Genomic DNA, 19919 nt, shown 5'->3' with positions numbered 1-19919 from the left:
TGGAATCATGTCATGCAAAATCATTTGTATTATAAAAACGCTCCTCTGTTGATTACCTGCGCCAAAGCTGTAACGCCCTGGCTGGCCGCAGAACTTCGCGGTCTCGGATACCACATCGACGAGGAACTCAAACTTGGCGTTTTCATCCGCGGCACGCTCAAAGATGCGATTCTGCTGAATATGAAACTGCGCACCGCTTACCGGGTGCTGCTGCAGTTAGAGTCCGGAACCGCCCAATCTCCCTATGATCTGTATCAGGCGGTCAGGCAGGTCAAATGGGAGAATTATCTGGATGTGGATGGGTATATCAGTGTCACGTCATCAGTCATGCATCCGTCCATTCGGGACACACGCTTTGCCAATATGAAAGCAAAGGATGCAATCGTTGATCGCATGAAACAGATCTATGGACGGCGTCCGGATTCCGGGCCGTCGCGCGACCGGACGGTTGTCTTTTTATACTGGCACGACAATTCATATTCAATTTACCTGGACACGTCCGGAGAGCCGTTGACAAAACGGGGATACCGAAAAATTCCGCTCAAGGCGCCGATGCAGGAATCTCTGGCCGCTGCAGTGGTTTCCGCCACCGGATGGGATATCAACGAGCCGTTCGTCAATCCTATGTGCGGCAGCGGGACCCTGGCTATTGAAAGCCGCGCTCAAAGCGGCGAACAAAGCGCCGGGATTGACTCGTGATAATTTCGGCTTTCAGCATATTAAAGGATTTACCCGCGATCATTACAACGCATTGTGCGATTCCCTGAAACAGGACATTCAAGAAACTCTGCCAAACAAGATTATTGTGTCCGATCGGGACGCGCACGCCGTTAAAGCCGCTGAAAAAAATGCCAGGAACGCAGGTGTGGATCATTTGCTCCAGTTCCAGGTTTGTGACTTTGCAGAAACCCCCATTCCTCCGGGTAAAGGATGTATCGTGTTTCAATCCCGGCTACGGCATGCGTTTGCAGCAGCAAAATCAGCTCAAATCCCTGTACAAACGCATCGGCGATTTTATGAAACAAAATTGCGCCGGATATAGCGGCTATGTGTTTACCGGTAATTTAAAACTGGCGCCCGAGATCGGTCTGAAACCGCAAAGAAAATACGTGTTTTTCAACGGGGATATTGAATCACGGCTGCTGAAATACGAACTCTATGCCGGCAGCCGCCAGGCGGGATGAGGAATCCAAAGCCAACGATGAAAGTGAATAACGGGATTACGATCTATACATAACTTTTAATAATATGCACAGATTTTACGGTTCGGCAAACCATTCACGACGCCTCCACTCGAACCATTCATCAATGCGTTCAATCCTTCGATAACCGGCTTTATACCCCCAGGCATCATCTTTATCCACATAAAATTGAAATTCGACATTGTACATCTTTTTATTGATGCCTTCCCACATGGCATGTAATAATCGGAACCCCCGGACCGTAAAGCTGAATCCATTCATCGCAGTCTTCCGGCGGCAGACTGAGAATCAGACCGGATTGCCGTTTGTACTGCATGCTGCCGTGGGTTTGTTCGACAATGACCAGCTGATGCGTGTCGTATAACCCGAGTTCCTGTTCTATGATATATTTGTGCAGTCTTTGTTCCAGGGTCAAGGTGTCCGGTTCGGCCGCCAGAGGATTGCTGTCGAAGCGATCAATGACGCCGTCCCCGTCCGTGTCCGCGTTTTGCAGGTCCGTCCAGATGCGGCTCTCAACCAGATCGCTCCAACCGTCCAAATCCGAATCGCCGAGCAATGCCGATTTGGTTACTCTGAACATTTTTGTATCTGCATTTGAACCGTTTCGCAAATAATCCAGATAGGAAAGACGCTTTTCGACGCTGTCATACTGGACAATGAAATGCGGGAGCGTGACCCGGGCAGAGATATTTTTCCGAGGTAGAAGAGGGATGCCGGTGTACAGCGCCTGACTCCAGTTCTCGCCGTCCGTCGAGTTTGCAGCCCAAAATTCGTAGAATCCTAAATAATTGGAGACAAACAGGCACCAGGTCACCCCGTTATCCGCTAAAAGTTTGCAGGATTTCGGGTATTGACGTTGCGCCGACAGATCGCCCCAGGTATATTGCGGGATTTCAGGCTTTGCTTTTGTCGAAAGGCTTGTACCCAGTAAAAAAAGTGTCAATGTAAAATATTTCACGGTCTCTCTTTCCAATTGTTATACATGAATTGAATTATAAAACATGCGGAACTATTCCGGCTCCGGAAACGGGTGATAGAAATTTCCCGCCGTTTTGGTTGATTTACATGCAATGGTCATGGCCCATTTCGCTTCCCGGGGCTTTTGATGTCTGGAGCATCCCTGAGCATAAATGCGGCATTTTTGCAAAAGTGTTTCACGCGTTGCTTCGCTCTGAAGGTCCGTTAAATGGTTGCTCAGCAGACCGGACAAGGCCTGAATGCGGTAGCGGTCCAGGCCGTATTGCGTCGAGAGGCTCGGCCAGCTTCCCAGCTGTTTCAGAATGCAGGCATGCGGCAGATACAGGAACGGATAGTGCAGCGCGATGCGCAGCCACAATTCGTAATCTTCGCATGCGGGCAGGCTTTCATCAAACAACCCAACCGTTTCAAAGACACGTCTATGGATCAGTACAGATGATGCCGCCACAATACAGGCCGGCAGGCATTGATGATAAATCCATCCGTTATATTTTCGCCGCTGCTTGCGCGGATTGACCGCCTTTCCGTGGCGCAGCCAGTGTTCGCCGGTATAACATAGTTTATAATCGGGATTATTTTGCAGCGCCCGCCGCTGTAGCGCCAGTTTATCCACGCTCCATAGATCATCCGAATCCAGAAATGCCAGCCGATGATGTCGAGCCTTTTGAATGCCATGACTGCTCTTGCTGCAGCGACGCCCCGGTTTTCCTGGTAGGAATATCGGATTTGATCGCTGAATTTACAGAGAGCGGCTCCGGTATGATCGGTGGAACCATCGTCAACCACAATGATCTCATCAGCCGGATCGGATTCGATTCAGCACCCAGTATACAGCCTGTACGGTCAGATGTGACCGATTATAGCTGGGAATAATGACGGAAACCCGCAGCGGCTGATCGGCCGGTTTATTTGTTTGTGTCATATTGTTTGAACGGATCAGAAACGATCAGGGTTTCATTGCCTTTTAACTCAGAGACGGAGGCCTGACCGAGAAGGAACATGGAAATTTGAAATTCCGTTTTCAGTTTGTTGATATATTGGATGACGCGTTCCGCCGATTCGCCGGCATATTTCAAAAACGGGCCGGCAATACCGCGCATGCCGGCGCCCAGAATGACGGCTTTGGCCATATCAATGCCGGTGCGTATGCCGCCCGAGGCGATCAACGTACACTGATTGCGCATCGGTTTCAACTGCCTGAGCGCTGCGGGTGTCGGAAGCCCCCAGTCCTGAAATACCAAACCCAGTTGTTCGGAACGGGGAAAACGCGAATTTTCAATCCGGCTCCAGGACGTGCCGCCGCGTCCGGCTACGTCAATATAGCGGATTCCGGCATCTATGGCCAATTGTGCATCTTTGGCGGACACCCCGGCGCCCACTTCTTTAAGGATCACCGGAACGTGTAAAGACCGGCCGATTTCCCTGATTTTTTCCGCTAAATGAGCAAAATTCGTATCGCCTTCCGGCTGAACCGCCTCCTGCAGGGGATTCAGGTGCAGATACAAGGCATCTGCTTTTAAAATATCAACCGCCTGGCGGCAGTGATTCTCATCAAATCCGTAATTCAGCTGCACGCCGCCCAGGTTGGCAATGAGCGGCGCGGTGGGAGCGTTCCTGCGCAATTTAAAACTTTTTTTCGAGTTGGGCGCGGTAAACATTACACGCTGCGATCCGACAGCCAGAGCGACGTTCGTCGACTCTGCAGCTCTGGCAAGATTCCGGTTAATGGTTTCCATTTGGTCATGTTCGCCGCCGGTCATGGATGAGATAATGAGGGGAAACGAACAGCGTTTTCTCAAAAAATGAACAGAGGTGTCTATTTTGTCGAGATCAAGCTGCGGCAGAGCCCGGTTCACCAATTGAATATTGTCCCAGTATCTTTTGTCACGATCAGTTCCTCCGTCATTCATGATAATGTCGATATGTTCCATTTTGCGTTTGTTTACATGATCTGTCATAAAATCCCGCTTTTGTTTCTGGGAATGACTGGCCAATGCCGTTGTTTTGGGGCGGTTTTCTCTGTTTGTTGTAGAGTCTGCTTTAACATACGGTAGAATTTGCTAAATTTCAAGTTCATTTTTCAAATCTGTAGGACAATGCGTATTAAACCCGGGCTGTGTTTAACATTTTGATAATTAAGATTGCACTTTTTTACAAAATTGTTATATTTACAGGTATAGCAAAAAAAGACCATACCTTTATCATTCCGAGGTCATTGTTTATGCTAAAAATCGATTATGATCTGATCTTGTCTCGTTTACAAGAAAAAATCCAAAGGTTTTGGCCGTTATCCGCCCAAAAGATCCTGTTGATTGAGCAAGAATTAGATACAAAGCAGGGAGCTCCGGTCTTTACCCGTCAAGGCAAATATACATCGCGCGGCTGGACGGAATGGACCCAGGGCTTTCAATACGGCAGCGCCCTCCAGACCACGCCGGATGATGCAGTCTTTTTGGAGATCGGTAAAACCAATACCATTGAAAAAATGCCGATCCATGTGAGTTGATATGCGTTTATGACTATGGATCTTAATACTGTCAGCACATTCGGTAATCTGCTCAGACTGATGGCAGAAGAACAGATCGAGTATAATCCCTGGGAACGCCGGTATTACGAACTCGCGCTCAAGCTTTCTGCTGCTGTACAGGCCGGCCGCTGGACACAAATTGAGAATGGCGGATTCATGTATTCTTTTAACGGGCCGCATTCATTGTTTGTGGATACAGTTCGAACCTGCCGGATTTTGATGTTGGGGCATGCGCTGGGACACTATTTGCCCGGCGAGCACGATGAAAAAATATCGCTATTGAATCGTGCGCTTCAACATCTCGAATCAACAGCACGGTATTGCGTGTTTTACGGACAAGGCCGTGATCGCTGGGTCAGTGTGTACGGCAGAACCGCGCATGAATGTATATTTAATATCAATGATGATATTATCGCTGCCCCAATAGTCAGCAGGGGTATTCCGGATTTACCACCTGGACGCGCGGTTTATCCTGGCGGTTTTGGGATTCGCTGAAGAACTCGAATTCCTGCATACACTGGATGCTTCCGAATTTCAGGATACCGACGCAAAAAAACGATTCCATTCCATACTGCTAAAAGCTGCCAAAGCGACCTGTGATTTTTATATCGAAAATACCCCATAGATGGCATCCCGTATTGGGATACCGGGGCACCCGAACTTTATAAATTGGGCGATTATCTCGATCAGAAAGCCGATCCGTTTAACAAATATGAACCCGTGGACAGTTCCGCTGCTGCGATTACCGCCCAGGGCCTGCTTCGGCTCGGACATTTCCTCAAACAAAATGGTGAGCCAAAGACCGGGGAACGGTATTTTCAAGCCGGTCTCACGCTCCTGTAATCGCCTGCTCGAATAAACCCTATCGTAGTATATGCGGTAATAAATTAGGCCTGTTCTTCATTCTATCTATCATCAGCCCAATGCCTGGGATTATGTGCCTGAAAAAGGTACGGTTGCTCACGGCGAATCCTGTATGTGGGGGGACTATCATATGCGCGAACTCGTTTTGTACACGCAGCATTTAATTCTGAATAAACCGTATTATACATTTTTTAATTGTCTGAATATGGAAACCTGACCGGTAAACCCCATTACCTCTATTTCATGCAGCATAGGCGCAAAAACAGCATTGAACCGATTTGTTGCTCAGGCCATGGAAGCCAATGATGCCGATTCCGGAGGTGCTGTGTCCAGTCGGGCGATAGAGCGTTACAAAACCCTTGCCAGCGGCGGCTGGGGAATCATTGTGGTGGAAGCATTGTCTGTTACGCAACAGTCCATGGCCCGTCGGCACGGCATGATCATAAATGAAAAAAATCTGGACGGATTTAAGCGTTTGGTTCAGGCGGTCAAAACAATCCATCCCGACTGTGTGTTGCTGTTCCAGATTACGCATGCCGGCCAAAACAGCAATCCCGGATTCAGTGAAAAAGTCCGGATTTGTCCACAAGGACCGGCGGATGCCCGCTACCTTTCTTCAGACGAGATCGAGCGCATTGCTGATCTTTTTGTAAATGCTGCTCTCCTCGCCCACCGGGCCGGGGCCGATGGTGTGGATTTTAAAATGTGCCATGGCTATTTCGGGGCCGAAATGCTGCGGCCGGCGAATACCCGCGATGATAAATGGGGTGGACCTTTCAAACAGAACACGGTTCCTGAAGAAATGCGTTAAAGCCATCCAGTCTGAATGCTCAGCGAATGATTTTGTGCTGGGCTCCAGAATTTCTTTGTACGAAGGCATACGCGGCGGCTGCGGTACTGCAGGCCCGGATGAGCTGGTTGAAGACCTCACAGAAATGCTGGACATGATTCGACTCTTGCATCAACTGGGTATGCAGGTTGTGAATGTGTCCGCCGGGATTCCCGGTGTGACGTCCGAACTGACCCGTCCCGTTAAGGGCTCCCGTCATCTGACTCTTGATCATTTGCGCTATACCAAAACAGTAAAAGATGTTTTAAATTCCATCCAGTCCGAAATGCGTGTTATTGGTTCTGCGTATTCAGTATTGCAGAGCGAGGGAGTTGAACGGGCAGATGAAATGTTGAGAAAAGGATATACTGATTTTATCGGATGGGGTCGTCAATCCTTTGCTGATCCGTTGCTGCCGGAAAAATTGCTCAATAACAGAGCAATCAATTGGTGTACGGCCTGTTCCATGTGCTCGAAATTGATGCTTGCACAGTATCATGATGGATGTGCAATGTATAATTTGTACTATAAAAACTTGTATCAGCAAATGAGGAAACATCAATGAAAATAGCGCTGGTGACCGGCGGCAGCCGAGGAATCGGCTATGGGATTTCCCTGGAACTGGCGCGAGCTGGTTTTAATCTGGCGCTCTGCGGCCGTCGGCCGGAAAACGAGATAAGCGGAATGCTGCAAGAGTTACGGGAAACCGGCCGCGAGGTATTGTACTGCCCCTGTGATATCAGCAGCGCCTCTGACCGAAAAAGACTGCTAAAGACTGTTGTAAAAAAGTTCGCCAGGATTCATGTGTTGGTCAATAATGCCGGTGTTGCGCCCCGCAGCCGTAAAGATATTCTGAATGTCTATGAAAAAGATTTTGAATGGCTGCTGAAAATCAATCTGCAGGGTCCTTTTTTCCTGACACAATCCGTGGCAAATCAGATGATTGACTGCAAAACCCGTGACAGCGAGTTTAGCGGCTGTATCATTAACATTACGTCAATCTCTGCGTCTGTGGCTTCTGTTAATAGGGGGGAGTACTGTATCAGTAAAGCCGGACTTGCCATGATGACCAAACTCTTTGCAGCACGACTCGGAGACTATGATATTCCGGTTTACGAAATACAGCCGGGAATTATTAAAACGGATATGACCGCTGCGGTGTCTGAAAAATATGATAAACTGCTGTCGGAGGGGCTTACGGTTCAAAAACGCTGGGGATATCCCGTTGATGTAGCCCGGGCCGTGGTGTCGCTCGCGAAATGTGATTTTCCCTATTCGACAGGTTCGGTGTTTAAAATAGATGGCGGACTGACAATTCAGAGACTGTAATTCTATAATTTTGAAAGGATGGACCGATGAAAAACAAACGATACTGGATGATGTGCGTTGCGGCTGTTATTGTCATTGTTGTCCTGACGTTTACGCCGGTGGTCATTCCGGCCGGCCAGAGTGATCCGTTTTTCCTGAATATGCCCTACAGCCTGTGGTTGTCATTTTTTTTGACTCTGGCATTGGTGGGGCTCACGTTCCTGGGCAGCAGAGTTTTACCCTATGAACAGGAGGATGAATAATGATAGCTTGGGTGATTCTTTTATCCTCGCGCCGCCAGATGGCTACTGCTGGTTCTGGCCTCTTTAAAGTCCTATAAACGCGGACGTGATCCCCAGGAATTTATGCTTGCCGGATCAAATTTGGGAATTATTCTGGGCTTTCTGACATTTTCGGCTGCATTGTTCAGCGCCTTTACCTTCCAGGGGATGCCTGATTTTTTCCGACAACATGGTATCGGCGCCTGGATTTTTCTGGCGTTTTCCGATGGGGTGATGGTGTTTTTTATCCTGTGGTTTGGTTTAATGATCCGCAAAAAAGCCAAAAAACTCGGGTTTAAAGGTGTTGCCGGATTAACGTCGAATTCTTACGGCACACCGTGGGCCGGTTATGCTATGTTTGCCAGCGCTTTTATCTTTTTGATTCCTTATGCCGCAATACAAGTCCGCGGCATTTCTGTGTTTTTTGATGCTGCATTCCCTGATTTTCTTCCCTATTGGGGCTGGGCTTTGATTCTGGTGATTTTGATGATTCTTTATTCGGAAATCGGCGGATTCAAAGCGATTGTATACAGTGATGCAATTCAGGGCACAATCCTGTTGGTTGTGCTCTGGCTTATCAGTGTAACCTGTATTGTAAAACTCGGCGGACTGGGAGAAATGATGCAGCAGGTTCGCGATATCAATCCGGAATTATTGTCCATTCCGGGACCCAATGGTCTGTTTACACCTCAGTTTCTCATTGCCAGCATGATTGCCGTGGTTATGATTCCGGTCAGTCAGCCGCATATGACTACCCGGCTTGTGGTGATGCGCAATCTGAAATCACTTAAAACCATGACCGTTGCCGTCGGCTTATTCGCCGTTGTTATTATTCTGGCCACGGTGTTCATCGGTTTTTACGGTGCGGTGCAATATCCAGGCGCCTCTGCTCAGAAATTTTGGGCGAATGCGCTTTTATATGATCAGCTGGCTCCGGTAGCCGGTCTGGCAGTGGTGGGATTGTTCGCCGCCTGTCTGTCAACCACCAATGCGCAGATATTTGCGCTTGGCAATGAGCTGCGGTCTCTGCTTTCCGGAAGTGAAAAAAGAGTGATGCATCAAACCAAACTCGCCTTGTTTGTGTTTGCCATGCTGGTGCTGGTCTTTTCTGCAATCATGGGTGATCAGCTGGCGCTCCTGGCGCGGGTGAAGTTTTACAGGCACGTCGATGTTGGCGCCGATCGTATTGTGTGCGGTGACACAGAAAAAGCCGGGCAGAGAGATCATTGTTGTTTCTGCCGTCGGTTTTTTTGTTTTTTTAGGTTCTATTGCGGGAATTGTGCCGTCTAAACTGGGTGTGTTACGAATAGAAATAGTACTGTATCTCTATCTGACGGTTGCTACACTCCTGTCCAGCGCTGTACGTCGATTATCGAATAACTAGAGATTTTTAAATATAGTTTAAATAATCCGATACCAGCAAATGCAGCGGCGGTTCATCTTCCTGGATCTCCGGGAAACGGCCGACGTTTTCATAAAATCGATTGTCCGTATTGTCGTCATTGACAGCGCTGACTTCACCGACCATGACTTTACCGCTGCCCGGCTGGGCCCAGAATTCATGATACAGTCCCGGTTCCAGACAAACGCTTTCACCGGGCTGCAGGACAAGCTCTTCGCCCGGCTGAAAAGACCGCTCAATGCCGTCCACTCTGGCGCGCAGCGGATTTTCAGAAAGTGATTCATCCTTTGTTGATGAATACAGTTTCATGACAAGTTTGCCTCCTCCGCGGTTGATGATATCCTCCAGTTTGGACCAGTGAAAATGCATAGGGGTTATCTGCCCTTCCTCTGCAATCATGATTTTTTCCCCATAGACTTTATTATCTCTGATCAAATTTCCATTGCGAAGTGTAAAGAGCAGCAAACCACAGGAATAGTAATCATTTTTACCGAAATCAGTAATGTCCCAACCGAGCATATTATCAATGATCTCCCGGCATATCTCACCTTTACCATACCAGTCCTGAGGGGACCAAAACGCCCAGGGAGGGAGGTGGAATTGTCTTGAATTGAAAAAAAGTTTGGCTTGACTGATAATATGATTGATCTCGCTGCGTCTCATCCTGAGCCTCCAATTATGAATGGGTGATTTTATCAATAATTCTGGGTTTGATCCGCTGCTGCATTTCTTTTCCTGCTGTACCACTCTGGCCGCTGATCTGATCGAGAAGCATCTGTGCTGCCTTTTTACCGATAGTCATATGCGGCTGTTCCACAAGGATCATTTTTGATGTGAAATAATTTGGATCCATGCCGAAGCGCGCCATAGGAACAGAATGCCCCCGTTGTTTCAGTATAAAGGATGCTTTCAAAGCGATCCCGTTTGTGGTGACAAAAAATGCGTCCGGTTTATCCGGTCGTTCCAGACATGTTTTCAATGCAGCTCTGAGATCATTGGATTGATTATTCTGCTGCTTGAGCAGGATAATGTGGTCCTGATGGATGGAGAGCTTTTGATCTTTCAGTGCCTCACAATACCCCCTATACCTGTCCTGAATTGATGTAATGGCCAGATCAAAGCTGATATAGCCGATATTGCGGCATCCTTTTTCTACCAGACATTGCGTTGCCTGATAAGCGCCGTAAAAATCATCCTGTACCACATAAGCACTGTTTAATTCTGGCAGGTACCTGTCAATAAAAACAACGGGGTGTTGCTCTTTTACCAGTTCATGCAGGTGACTATAGTCATATTCGGTATCGCTGAAAGGAGCATTGAACGCGATGAGAAAACCGTCGACAAAGGATTTCAAATGATCAATATTGCGCTTTTCAAGCCCAGTGCTGAACCGGCTTGTGCACAGGGTCATATTGTAACTGTTTTCATACAAAATGTCTTCTATACCATGAATGATTTCATTCATATAGATTTCAAATACATTCGGCAGGATCACACCAATGATATTGGATCGTTTCAGATTTAGAGCGCTTGCAAAATAATTGGGGCGATAATTCAGTTCCTTTACTTTGCGCATAATTATCTTTTGGGTGTTTTTGCTGATATTGTATTTATCACCATCACCCTTGAGTACCAGAGACACTGTGGTGCGCGACACGCCCAGCGATTCAGCAATGTCCTTCATCGTTGGTTTCATGAGACTCCCTCCCGAGATGTTACCCGCTTAATCATAGCGTCCATAACGTTGCTTTCTCATCATAGTGCCAATTCGAATTTTTGAAATTTAGCTTGTTAAAGTTCCGAGTATTTCGGATAAACTCGCGTGTCTCATTAATTGATTTAACTCCGCTGACAGCATCAAATTCCTGAATATTCATGGCTCCCACTGCACAGGCCATTTGCAACGCCCGTTCAATGGATTCTCCTCCCAGCAGAGCTGTGATAAAACCGGCCACACTGCTGTCTCCGGCCCCTGTTGCCGAGGCAATGCTCTCGATATGATAGCTTTCTTTGAGCAGTTCCCGGCCTCCCCAATTTCTGGGATCCGCTGGTTTGGCGTGTCCCATGCTGGAAAGGGTGGCTGCATCTTTTGTTTTGATATAAATGCCTTTGGTTCCGCATTTAATCGCTGCTATTTTGCTTCCGTAATCCAGACATTTGTCTCCGATAAACGGAAGGAATATATCAATGTCCAGATAATCCAATATATCTTTATTTCCGGCAGCCCGGCTCAGATTTTTGTATTGTTCTTGATAAAGCATATAAATTGTTTCTTCAATGCTGGGAATAAAGATATCGACATAGGGAAGAAGTCGCTGCAGCAATGCATCCCAGTCAATTTGCCCGGATTCCGAGTTTATATCCGGAAAACACATATCCAGGGATGTGGTGACCCCCATTTTTTTCACGCGTTTGTACATATTCACCAACTCGTCACCGTTATTTTGAAGCATAGCCTGCATCACAGGCGGATAACCAAAATGAAACAAACGGGCCTGTTTGACAAGATCGTAATTGATATCAGCAGCCCGGAACGAATCGTTGGCCCCCGGATTGTGTAAAAACATGCGGTCGATGCCGGGAATGGCCAGAACAATAGAGTAGGACGTTTGTTCACCGTCAACCACTGTCATGCCGTCGTCGGCATTGATCTTTTTTAACAGATCAAGTATACCGCTGCCGAAAAAATCATCTCCGATTTTTCCGATCAGTTGGGTGCGCATGCCAAGTTTGTGCAGCGCAATACCAACATTTGAGACCTGGCCGCCGGTTGAAACCGCTGCACCCTCGACGTTAACCAGCCTGCCCGGTATAAAAATGTCCTGAATTCGCTGTTGTTTGCCGGGAGGAAAGGCGGGGATGATGTCCAGGCAGATATGCCCGGCTACAATGGCGTCGATAGTAACGTGAGACATGATTACAGCCTCCAATTCAGCAAAAGTTCCTAACGTAGGTTAGTAATTGATGCAAAAAAAACAAATCACTTTTTCAAGATAATTAAAAAATCGATCCAGTCAAGGAATTATCTATTAATTCTGAAATAGTTGATAAAAATGCGTCTCTCTATTGCTATTTGTCTAACAACTCGTTGAATCCGAACAAGTTTGGTTTGATTTCATACACTTGAAATAATTGACTTTTCGCATTGTTTTCTATTATATAAACAGGTGTAACCTTCTTGTTGGTCATATGACTGCGATTATCCCTGCATAAATCAAAAACTAAAGTATGATTGGAGGTCCTGTGGCATTAAAGGGCAGAAAACGTATTGTGATTGAACATGTGAGGCCGGAAATCAATGCCGGTCGTTTTCCGGCAAAACGGGTGGCCGGTGAAGAAATAACGGTTCAGGCGGATGTGTTCGGGGACGGGCACGATGTGGCGCGCGCCGCTCTCCTGTTCCGATTTCAGGATGAAAAAGAGTGGCAGAAAATTCTCATGCAGCCTGAAATCAATGACCGCTGGCACGCGAGTTTCCCGCTGAACAGAATTGGCCGCTATTATTATACCATACAGGGATGGATTGATCATTTTGCCACCTGGAAACGCGGATTTGAGAAAAAATACGAGGTCGGTCAGGATGTTGCCGTTGAATTGATGATCGCCGCCCGGCTCACGGAGGAGGCCGCCGGGCGTGCGCAGGACGCGGATTCTCAACAATTAAAAGAATACGCACGGGCGCTCCATGATCAAAACCGGGATACGGCAGCGAATATGGCGCTGGATGAGCCTCTGGAAGAATTGATGCTTCGCTATCCCGATCCCGAACTGTTGTATACCTTTGAACGTGAACTGCGGGTTGATGTTGATCCCCGGCACGCGCTGTTCAGCGCCTGGTATGAATTGTTTCCGCGATCCTTCGGGGAAAATCCGGGTGAGCCTGGTACGTTCAGGTCTTGTGAACGTATGATCCCGCGCATTGCCGACATGGGATTTGATGTGATTTATTTCCCCCCCATTCATCCGATCGGCGAAACCAACCGCAAAGGCCGTAACAATTCGCCGACCTCCGAACCGGGAGAGCCCGGAAGTCCCTGGGCTATAGGTTGCAGAGAAGGGGGGCACACATCCGTTCATCCTGATCTGGGCAGCATTGAGGACTTTGAGCATTTTGTGCAGGCAGCTGAACAGCGCCATATTAAAGTGGCGCTGGATATGGCCTTTCAATGCTCGCCGGATCATCCCTGGGTGAACGAACACCCGGAGTGGTTTCACTGGCGACCGGATGGTACGGTTCAGCACGCCGAGAATCCGCCGAAAAAATACGAGGATGTGCTGCCGTTGAATTTTGAAACCGAACAGTGGCGGGAGCTATGGGACGCATTAAAAGAGGTGTTTTTGTTCTGGATTGAAAAAGGCGTCACGATTTTCCGTGTTGATAATCCGCACACCAAACCGCTGCCGTTCTGGGAATGGGTAATTGAAGAGGTGAAAAAGGTCGAGCCTGAAGCGGTTTTTCTGGCCGAGGCGTTTACGCGCCCGCGGGTTAAATACGGTCTGGCGAAAATGGGATTTTCCCAATCGTATACCTATTTCACCTGGCGTTATACCAAACAGCAGTTTATGGATTACCTGACCGAACTGACGCGTGGCGAAATCCGGGAATACTGCCGCCGAACTTTTGGCCCAATACACCGGATATCCTGCCCGAACATTTACAGTTCGGTGGACGTCCTGTGTTTATAGCGCGTCTGGTGCTGGCCGCCACGCTGTCTTCCAATTACGGCATCTATGGACCGGCATATGAATTGTGTGTGACGGATGCTGTACCCGGTCGTGAAGAATATCTCGATTCTGAAAAATACGAGATCAAACAGTGGAATCTGGAGCAGCCGGGAAATATCACTGATTTTATTTCAAAGGTCAACCAGGTGCGGCGCGATAATCCGGCGCTTCAGGACACTTACAATATCGAGTTTTACGAAACGGACAATGATTATTTGCTGGCCTACGGCAAGACCAGCGATGATCTTGAAAATATTATTATCACGGTGGTCAATCTGGATCCCTATCACACGCAGGCCGGGTTTGTGCATGTGCCGCTCGATAATCTGGATATTGCGCATGATCGTCCGTTTCTGGCGGATGAGCTGCTCAGCCATGATAAATACATCTGGCAGGGTGAATGGAATTTTATCGAACTCGATCCCAAACTGGTGCCCGCTCATATCCTGCGCATACGCAAAAGAATGCGGCGCGAACAGGATTTTGATTACTTTATGTGAGGAGATTATGACTGAAAAAGGATATCATGATTCAGATCCGCTTTGGTACAAAGATGCGATCATTTATCAATTGCATATCAAATCATTTTATGACAGCAATGACGACGGCATCGGGGATTTTCAGGGACTGGTGCAGAAACTCGATTACCTGGAACGTCTCGGTGCAACCGCAATCTGGCTGCTGCCGTTTTATCCGTCGCCGCTGCGCGATGACGGATATGATATCTCCGATTATTATAATATCAATCCGGATTACGGAAGTTTGCGCGATTTTCGCAAACTATTGCGCGAGGCGCATAAACGCAATCTGCGCGTGATCACCGAACTGGTCATTAATCACACGTCCGATCAGCATCCCTGGTTTCAGCGGGCGCGCCGGTCCCGGCCGGGAACCGTGTGGCGCGATTTTTACGTATGGAGCGATACGCCGCACATGTATGAAGAAACCAGGATTATTTTTCAGGATTTTGAAGCCTCCAACTGGACCTGGGACCCGGTGGCCAATGCCTATTTCTGGCACCGGTTTTATTCGCACCAACCGGATTTAAATTTTGACAATCCGAGAGTACAGACCGAACTCGTCAAAGCTCTGGACTTTTGGCTGGATATGGGTGTAGACGGCCTGCGTCTCGATGCTGTGCCGTATCTGTATGAACGACAAGGCACCAATTGCGAGAATTTGCCGGAAACGCATGATTTCCTGAAAATGCTGCGCGCGCATGTCGATGAAAAATATGAGAACCGTATGCTGCTGGCCGAAGCCAACCAGTGGCCCGAGGACGCGGCTGCCTATTTCGGTGACGGCGATGAATGTCATACCGCGTTCCATTTCCCGGTAATGCCGCGGCTGTTTATGGGACTGCAGATGGAAGACCGGTTTCCCATTATGGATATTCTGGAACAAACCCCGGATATCCCGGATACCTGCCAGTGGTTCATGTTTCTGCGCAACCATGATGAACTGACGCTGGAAATGGTGACCGACGAAGAACGAGATTTTATGTACCGGGTCTTTGTACAGGACCCCCGCGCCAGAATCAATCTGGGGATTCGACGCCGACTGGCGCCGCTGCTGGATAATGACCGGCGCAAGATCGAATTGATGAATATACTATTGTTCTCACTCACCGGAACTCCGGTGATCTATTACGGTGACGAGATCGGCATGGGAGATAATTATTATCTGGGTGACCGGGACGGGGTGCGCACGCCCATGCAATGGAGCCCGGATCGCAATGCCGGATTTTCAAAAACCAATCCGCAAAAACTGTATCTGCCGGTGATCATCGATCCGGAATATCATTACGAAGCCCTGAATGTGGAAAACTATGAAAAGAGCATGTCATCGCTGCTGTGGTGGATGTGTCATATCATCGACATGCGCAAACAGTACAAAGCGTTCGGACGCGGATCATTAAAGTTTTTATATTCGGACAATCCCAAGGTTCTTGTGTTTCTGCGTGAATATGAGCATGAAAAAATGCTGATTGTCGCCAATCTGTCCAAACACGCTCAGGTTGCTGAACTCTATATTGATCATTCCGATTTCAGGCCGGTTGAGGTGTTCAGCCGCAATCAATTTCCCGATATCCATGGGGATACTCCCTATACCCTGACACTGAGTCCGTATGGATATTATTGGCTGCATCTGGAACCCATTGAAACGGATACAGCGGCCGGACATGAAGGCGAGCTCGAGGAACTCAGCATCCGCAAAAGCTGGACCTCGGTATTTGACAACACGCATGAATTTGTCAAGGATGTACTGCCTGTCTATCTGAAAACCTGCCGCTGGTTCGGCAGTAAAGCGCGCAAAATCAAGCGGGTACGCGATTGACAATTCATTCAGGATCGGCCAGAAAGAGGCGACCGCAATATTGAATGTGATCAATGTCCAGTTTCAGCAGGGTGCGTCGGAATCGTATCTGTTGCCGGTTTCATTTGCAAAATCAGAGGCCGCTGTATCCATCTGGCAGGAAGAGGCGTCGGCGGTCATTGCTCAATTAAGGACACCTGATGGGCAGGGCGTGCTTTACGATGCGCTTTACAATCCCGGATTCCGCGAAAATCTGCTCGACATGGTACAGCGCCGTAAAAAAGTAAAAGGCGAAACCGGCCAGCTTGTGGCGTATCCGAATCGTGCGTTAAAGTCAATGTTTACGGACATGCCGGACAAAACGTCACGTGTTTTGCAGGCGCAACAGAGCAATTCTTCGATATTGTACCAGGATACATTTTTTCTGAAATTGTACCGTAAAATCGAGTCCGGAATCAATCCGGATCTGGAAATTGAACAATATTTGACGGAAAAAACATCATTTCAACATGTTCCGCCCTTTGCCGGCGCATTGGAATGGCAAAAAAATAACAGCCGGGTGGCGATCGGTCTTTTGCAGCAGTTTGTCCCGAATGAGGGCGATGCCTGGTCATTTATGCTGGATGCGGTGACGCGTTACTATGAACGCGTGCTGGCCAGACGGGCGGAACTGAAGAAAATACCAAAAACCCCCGGCATGCTTCAGATTGACAAAGATTCTCTGGAACCGCTGCTGTGGGATCTGATCGAAGCGCTGCCTCTGGAAATGGCGCATCTGCTGGGCCGGCGCTCCGGAGAGCTGCACAACGCACTGGCCATGCCGTCCGATCAAGCGGATTTCAAGCCGGAAGGATTTTCGACGCTTTACCAGCGTTCTCTGTATCAGGCTATCCGCAATCAGGTACGGCGTACGCTGCAGCAGGCGGATAAACGCCGCAAATCACTGCCCGCCGATGCGCAGGAATGGGTGAACGGCATCGTCGAGTCAGAAAATGATCTGCTGAATCACCTGAACCGCATTACCCGGAAAAAAATTAAAGGTCAAAAAATACGTATCCATGGTGATTATCATCTGGGGCAGGTCTTGTACACCGGAAAAGATTTTATGATTATTGATTTTGAAGGAGAACCGGCGCATATTTTAAGCGAACGCCGATTAAAGCGCTCTGCGCTGCGGGATGCGGCCGGAATGATCCGTTCCTTCCATTACGCCGCCTATACACCGCTGCTGCTCCCGTCTTTTATACGTCAAGAGGATACAGATGAACTGGAACCCTGGGCGCATGTCTGGTTTTCCGTCATGAGCGGATTATTTCTGACAGGGTATCGCGAAGCGGTGGCCGGAAAAGCGTTCGTTCCTGATGATCCCGAAGAATTTAAGATCCTGCTGCATGTCCTGCTTTTGGAAAAAGCTATTTATGAACTGGGATACGAAATGAACAATCGGCCGGAGTGGCTGTCCATACCGATAAAAGGAATAAATACTATTTTGAAAGGTGATTAGTGTGACAACCGATAAACACAAAAAGCAAACCAACGTTTATTACGATATCAGTCTGCTGACAGAATCGGATATCTATTTGATAAAAAAAGGCAATCATTACAGATTGTACGAAAAAATGGGGGCGCATCCTGTATCTCATAAGGGAAAGCAAGGTACATTTTTCTGTGTCTGGGCGCCCAATGCCGAGCGGGTCAGTGTCAAAGGCGGATTCAATGACTGGCAGGCCGATTCACATCCGCTCAAACCACGCGACGACGAATCCGGGATCTGGGAGGGATTTATCCCCGGCGTGGGAGAGGAGGAGACGTATAAATATCACATCGAATCCCGGCACCATCAGTACAAAGTGGACAAGGGAGATCCCTATGCGTTTGCCTCCGAAGAACCGCCGCAAACCGCTTCCATAGTGCACAAACTGGATTACGAGTGGCAAGACAGCGAATGGATGCAGAAACGCGGGGAACACAATGCTTTGGACAAACCGTTTTCCGTTTATGAGATGCATCCGGGCTCCTGGAAACGCGTGGTCGAAGAGGATAATCGTCCGCTGAGTTATCTGGAACTCGCCGATCAGCTGGCGGATTATCTCAATACTATGAATTTCACGCATGTCGAGTTTCTGCCGATCATGGAACATCCGTTTTATGGCTCGTGGGGCTACCAGAGCGTTGGCTATTTTGCGCCCACAGCCCGCTACGGCTCGCCGCAGGAATTTATGGCACTGATTGACCGTCTGCACCAGCATGATATCGGGGTGATCCTGGACTGGGTGCCGTCGCATTTCCCCGGTGACGAACACGGTCTGGTGTATTTTGACGGCACACATCTGTATGAACATGCTGATCCGAGACAGGGCTATCATCCCGACTGGAAAAGCTATATCTTTAATCTGGGCCGCAATGAAGTGCGCAATTTCCTCATGAGCAGCGCCATGTTCTGGCTGGACCGCTATCATATTGACGGACTGCGTGTGGATGCGGTCGCCTCTATGCTGTACCTGGACTATTCGCGCGAGCAGGGCGAGTGGGTGCCGAACAAGTACGGCGGTCGGGAAAATCTGGAATCGATTTCATTTCTGCGCCAGTTCAACACCGCGGTTTATCAGAATTATCCGGATGTGCAGACCATCGCCGAGGAATCCACAGCCTGGCCCATGGTGTCGCGGCCGACCTATGTGGGCGGACTCGGGTTCGGTATGAAATGGAACATGGGCTGGATGCATGATGTGCTGGATTACTTTACCCACGAACCGATTCACCGCAAATATCATCACAATAAGCTGACATTCGGATTGTGGTATGCATTTAACGAGAATTTCATGATTTCGATTTCCCATGATGAGGTGGTGCACGGCAAAGGTTCGCTGTACAATAAAATGCCGGGCGATCCCTGGCAAAAGAACGCCAATCTGCGTCTGTTGTACGCGTTTATGTATGGACACCCCGGCAAGAAACTCTTGTTTATGGGGGCGGATATCGGTCAGGAAAGCGAGTGGAACCATGACAGCAGTCTGGAATGGCACCTGCTGAATGATCCGCTGCATCGGGGCGTGAACCGCTGGCTCAAGGAACTGAATTATTTTTACCGCACACATCCGGCATTGTATGAAAATGATTTCAACCCGGAGGGATTCGAATGGATCGATTTTCATGACGCAGAACGCAGTGTGATCAGTTTTATGCGCAAAAGCCCGAATCACGAGGATGACCTGCTGCTGATTTTCAATTTCACACCGATGCCGCGGGAAAATTACCGGATCGGAGTTCCGAAAAAAGGCTATTGGCGCGAAGTGCTGAACAGCGACGCGACTGTGTACGGCGGCGCCGGGTGGGGCAATATGGGCGGCGCTGAAGCCGCACCGATACCGTATTATGACCGCTTTGATTACTCGCTGTCACTGACCCTGCCGCCTTTGGGCGCGCTGGTGTTAAAACGTCAAAAGTCGGGAGAGGGACAGTAAAATAGCTCTGATCTTTCACCAAC

At 48.5% G+C, this 19919-nt stretch carries 25 protein-coding genes; 18 read left to right on the top strand and 7 right to left on the bottom strand.

Annotated elements, in window-relative coordinates; translation table 11 throughout:
• Positions 1 to 12 precede the first annotated feature (12 nt).
• Genes U5R06_13150 through U5R06_13140 form a run of 3 tightly spaced genes read left to right on the top strand, consistent with a single transcriptional unit; the run spans position 13 to position 1184 of the window.
• Positions 13 to 699 (top strand): hypothetical protein, encoded by a 687-nt coding sequence (locus U5R06_13150; protein MDZ7723713.1) that lies wholly within the window; start codon positions 13 to 15, stop codon positions 697 to 699.
• Entirely contained in the window at positions 650 to 1042 is a 393-nt protein-coding gene (locus U5R06_13145; GenBank protein ID MDZ7723712.1) for a hypothetical protein, read from the top strand. The genes U5R06_13150 and U5R06_13145 overlap by 50 nt, the downstream gene beginning before the upstream one ends.
• The gene (locus tag U5R06_13140) at positions 960 to 1184 is read left to right on the top strand and encodes a hypothetical protein (protein MDZ7723711.1); all 225 of its coding nucleotides are present in this window, start codon (positions 960 to 962) and stop codon (positions 1182 to 1184) included. The genes U5R06_13145 and U5R06_13140 overlap by 83 nt, the downstream gene beginning before the upstream one ends.
• Positions 1185 to 1259: 75 nt before the next feature.
• On the opposite strand, the gene U5R06_13135 is transcribed toward U5R06_13140, so the two are convergent.
• Genes U5R06_13135 through U5R06_13125 form a run of 3 tightly spaced genes read right to left on the bottom strand, consistent with a single transcriptional unit; the run spans position 1260 to position 2817 of the window.
• Positions 1260 to 1391, bottom strand: a complete 132-nt coding sequence (locus U5R06_13135) for a hypothetical protein (protein ID MDZ7723710.1) — start codon at positions 1389 to 1391, stop codon at positions 1260 to 1262.
• A 4-nt stretch (positions 1392 to 1395) separates the two neighbouring features.
• A complete protein-coding gene (locus U5R06_13130; GenBank protein ID MDZ7723709.1) occupies positions 1396 to 2160 on the bottom strand; it encodes a hypothetical protein in 765 nt (254 codons plus the stop codon).
• Positions 2161 to 2211: 51 nt separating this feature from the next.
• Positions 2212 to 2817: a hypothetical protein gene (locus U5R06_13125; GenBank protein MDZ7723708.1), complete on the bottom strand. Its 606-nt coding sequence runs from the start codon at positions 2815 to 2817 to the stop codon at positions 2212 to 2214.
• Positions 2818 to 2819: 2 nt separating this feature from the next.
• Between U5R06_13125 and U5R06_13120 the strand changes: the two genes are divergently transcribed.
• Positions 2820 to 3053 (top strand): hypothetical protein, encoded by a 234-nt coding sequence (locus U5R06_13120; protein MDZ7723707.1) that lies wholly within the window; start codon positions 2820 to 2822, stop codon positions 3051 to 3053.
• Positions 3054 to 3085: 32 nt separating this feature from the next.
• On the opposite strand, the gene fni is transcribed toward U5R06_13120, so the two are convergent.
• Complete coding sequence (fni, locus tag U5R06_13115) at positions 3086 to 4138, bottom strand: type 2 isopentenyl-diphosphate Delta-isomerase (GenBank protein MDZ7723706.1); 1053 nt, start codon at positions 4136 to 4138, stop codon at positions 3086 to 3088.
• Positions 4139 to 4401: 263 nt separating this feature from the next.
• Here fni and U5R06_13110 point away from each other — a divergent pair, with 263 nt between their 5' ends.
• From U5R06_13110 to U5R06_13070, 9 genes are all read left to right on the top strand, one after another.
• The gene (locus tag U5R06_13110) at positions 4402 to 4686 is read left to right on the top strand and encodes a hypothetical protein (GenBank protein ID MDZ7723705.1); all 285 of its coding nucleotides are present in this window, start codon (positions 4402 to 4404) and stop codon (positions 4684 to 4686) included.
• Positions 4687 to 4695: 9 nt separating this feature from the next.
• On the top strand, positions 4696 to 5202 hold the full coding sequence (locus U5R06_13105) for a hypothetical protein (GenBank protein ID MDZ7723704.1): 507 nt from the start codon (positions 4696 to 4698) through the stop codon (positions 5200 to 5202).
• A complete protein-coding gene (locus U5R06_13100) occupies positions 5189 to 5332 on the top strand; it encodes a hypothetical protein (GenBank protein MDZ7723703.1) in 144 nt (47 codons plus the stop codon). Before U5R06_13105 ends, U5R06_13100 begins: the two co-directional genes overlap by 14 nt.
• Before the next feature lie 44 nt (positions 5333 to 5376).
• Positions 5377 to 5550 carry a hypothetical protein gene (locus U5R06_13095; GenBank protein MDZ7723702.1) on the top strand — a complete coding sequence of 58 codons (174 nt, stop codon included), beginning with the start codon at positions 5377 to 5379 and terminating at the stop codon, positions 5548 to 5550.
• Positions 5551 to 5800: 250 nt separating this feature from the next.
• Complete coding sequence (locus U5R06_13090) at positions 5801 to 6382, top strand: hypothetical protein (protein MDZ7723701.1); 582 nt, start codon at positions 5801 to 5803, stop codon at positions 6380 to 6382.
• 34 nt (positions 6383 to 6416) lie between these two features.
• Entirely contained in the window at positions 6417 to 6965 is a 549-nt protein-coding gene (locus U5R06_13085; GenBank protein ID MDZ7723700.1) for a hypothetical protein, read from the top strand.
• Entirely contained in the window at positions 6962 to 7729 is a 768-nt protein-coding gene (locus U5R06_13080; protein ID MDZ7723699.1) for a 3-ketoacyl-ACP reductase, read from the top strand. The genes U5R06_13085 and U5R06_13080 overlap by 4 nt, the downstream gene beginning before the upstream one ends.
• A 26-nt stretch (positions 7730 to 7755) precedes the next feature.
• Positions 7756 to 7971, top strand: a complete 216-nt coding sequence (locus tag U5R06_13075) for a hypothetical protein (GenBank protein MDZ7723698.1) — start codon at positions 7756 to 7758, stop codon at positions 7969 to 7971.
• A 102-nt stretch (positions 7972 to 8073) separates the two neighbouring features.
• Positions 8074 to 9279 carry a sodium:solute symporter family protein gene (locus U5R06_13070; protein MDZ7723697.1) on the top strand — a complete coding sequence of 402 codons (1206 nt, stop codon included), beginning with the start codon at positions 8074 to 8076 and terminating at the stop codon, positions 9277 to 9279.
• A gap of 100 nt (positions 9280 to 9379) precedes the next feature.
• Here U5R06_13070 and U5R06_13065 read toward each other — a convergent pair whose 3' ends face one another.
• Genes U5R06_13065 through U5R06_13055 form a run of 3 tightly spaced genes read right to left on the bottom strand, consistent with a single transcriptional unit; the run spans position 9380 to position 12306 of the window.
• On the bottom strand, positions 9380 to 10054 hold the full coding sequence (locus U5R06_13065) for a D-lyxose/D-mannose family sugar isomerase (protein ID MDZ7723696.1): 675 nt from the start codon (positions 10052 to 10054) through the stop codon (positions 9380 to 9382).
• A 13-nt stretch (positions 10055 to 10067) separates the two neighbouring features.
• Positions 10068 to 11087, bottom strand: a complete 1020-nt coding sequence (locus tag U5R06_13060) for a LacI family DNA-binding transcriptional regulator (GenBank protein ID MDZ7723695.1) — start codon at positions 11085 to 11087, stop codon at positions 10068 to 10070.
• Between the two features lie 31 nt (positions 11088 to 11118).
• Positions 11119 to 12306, bottom strand: coding sequence for a carbohydrate kinase family protein (locus U5R06_13055; GenBank protein ID MDZ7723694.1), 1188 nt, complete (start codon positions 12304 to 12306; stop codon positions 11119 to 11121).
• Positions 12307 to 12634: 328 nt separating this feature from the next.
• Here U5R06_13055 and U5R06_13050 point away from each other — a divergent pair, with 328 nt between their 5' ends.
• From U5R06_13050 to glgB, 5 genes are read left to right on the top strand one after another with little or no spacing between them, the layout of a single operon-like run.
• Positions 12635 to 14077, top strand: coding sequence for a maltotransferase domain-containing protein (locus tag U5R06_13050; protein MDZ7723693.1), 1443 nt, complete (start codon positions 12635 to 12637; stop codon positions 14075 to 14077).
• Positions 14068 to 14616, top strand: a complete 549-nt coding sequence (locus U5R06_13045) for a hypothetical protein (GenBank protein MDZ7723692.1) — start codon at positions 14068 to 14070, stop codon at positions 14614 to 14616. Before U5R06_13050 ends, U5R06_13045 begins: the two co-directional genes overlap by 10 nt.
• A 7-nt stretch (positions 14617 to 14623) precedes the next feature.
• Complete coding sequence (treS, locus tag U5R06_13040; protein ID MDZ7723691.1) at positions 14624 to 16453, top strand: maltose alpha-D-glucosyltransferase; 1830 nt, start codon at positions 14624 to 14626, stop codon at positions 16451 to 16453.
• A complete protein-coding gene (locus U5R06_13035; GenBank protein ID MDZ7723690.1) occupies positions 16449 to 17936 on the top strand; it encodes a putative maltokinase in 1488 nt (495 codons plus the stop codon). Before treS ends, U5R06_13035 begins: the two co-directional genes overlap by 5 nt.
• 1 nt (position 17937) lies before the next feature.
• On the top strand, positions 17938 to 19896 hold the full coding sequence (glgB, locus tag U5R06_13030) for a 1,4-alpha-glucan branching protein GlgB (protein MDZ7723689.1): 1959 nt from the start codon (positions 17938 to 17940) through the stop codon (positions 19894 to 19896).
• Positions 19897 to 19919 lie beyond the last annotated feature (23 nt).

The sequence above is a fragment of the candidate division KSB1 bacterium genome (genome assembly GCA_034521575.1).
GTDB lineage: Bacteria > Zhuqueibacterota > Zhuqueibacteria > Residuimicrobiales > Krinioviventaceae > JAXHMJ01.
The sequence above is the reverse complement of the archived record's forward strand: the minus strand, read 5'-3'. Positions and strand labels throughout refer to the sequence as shown.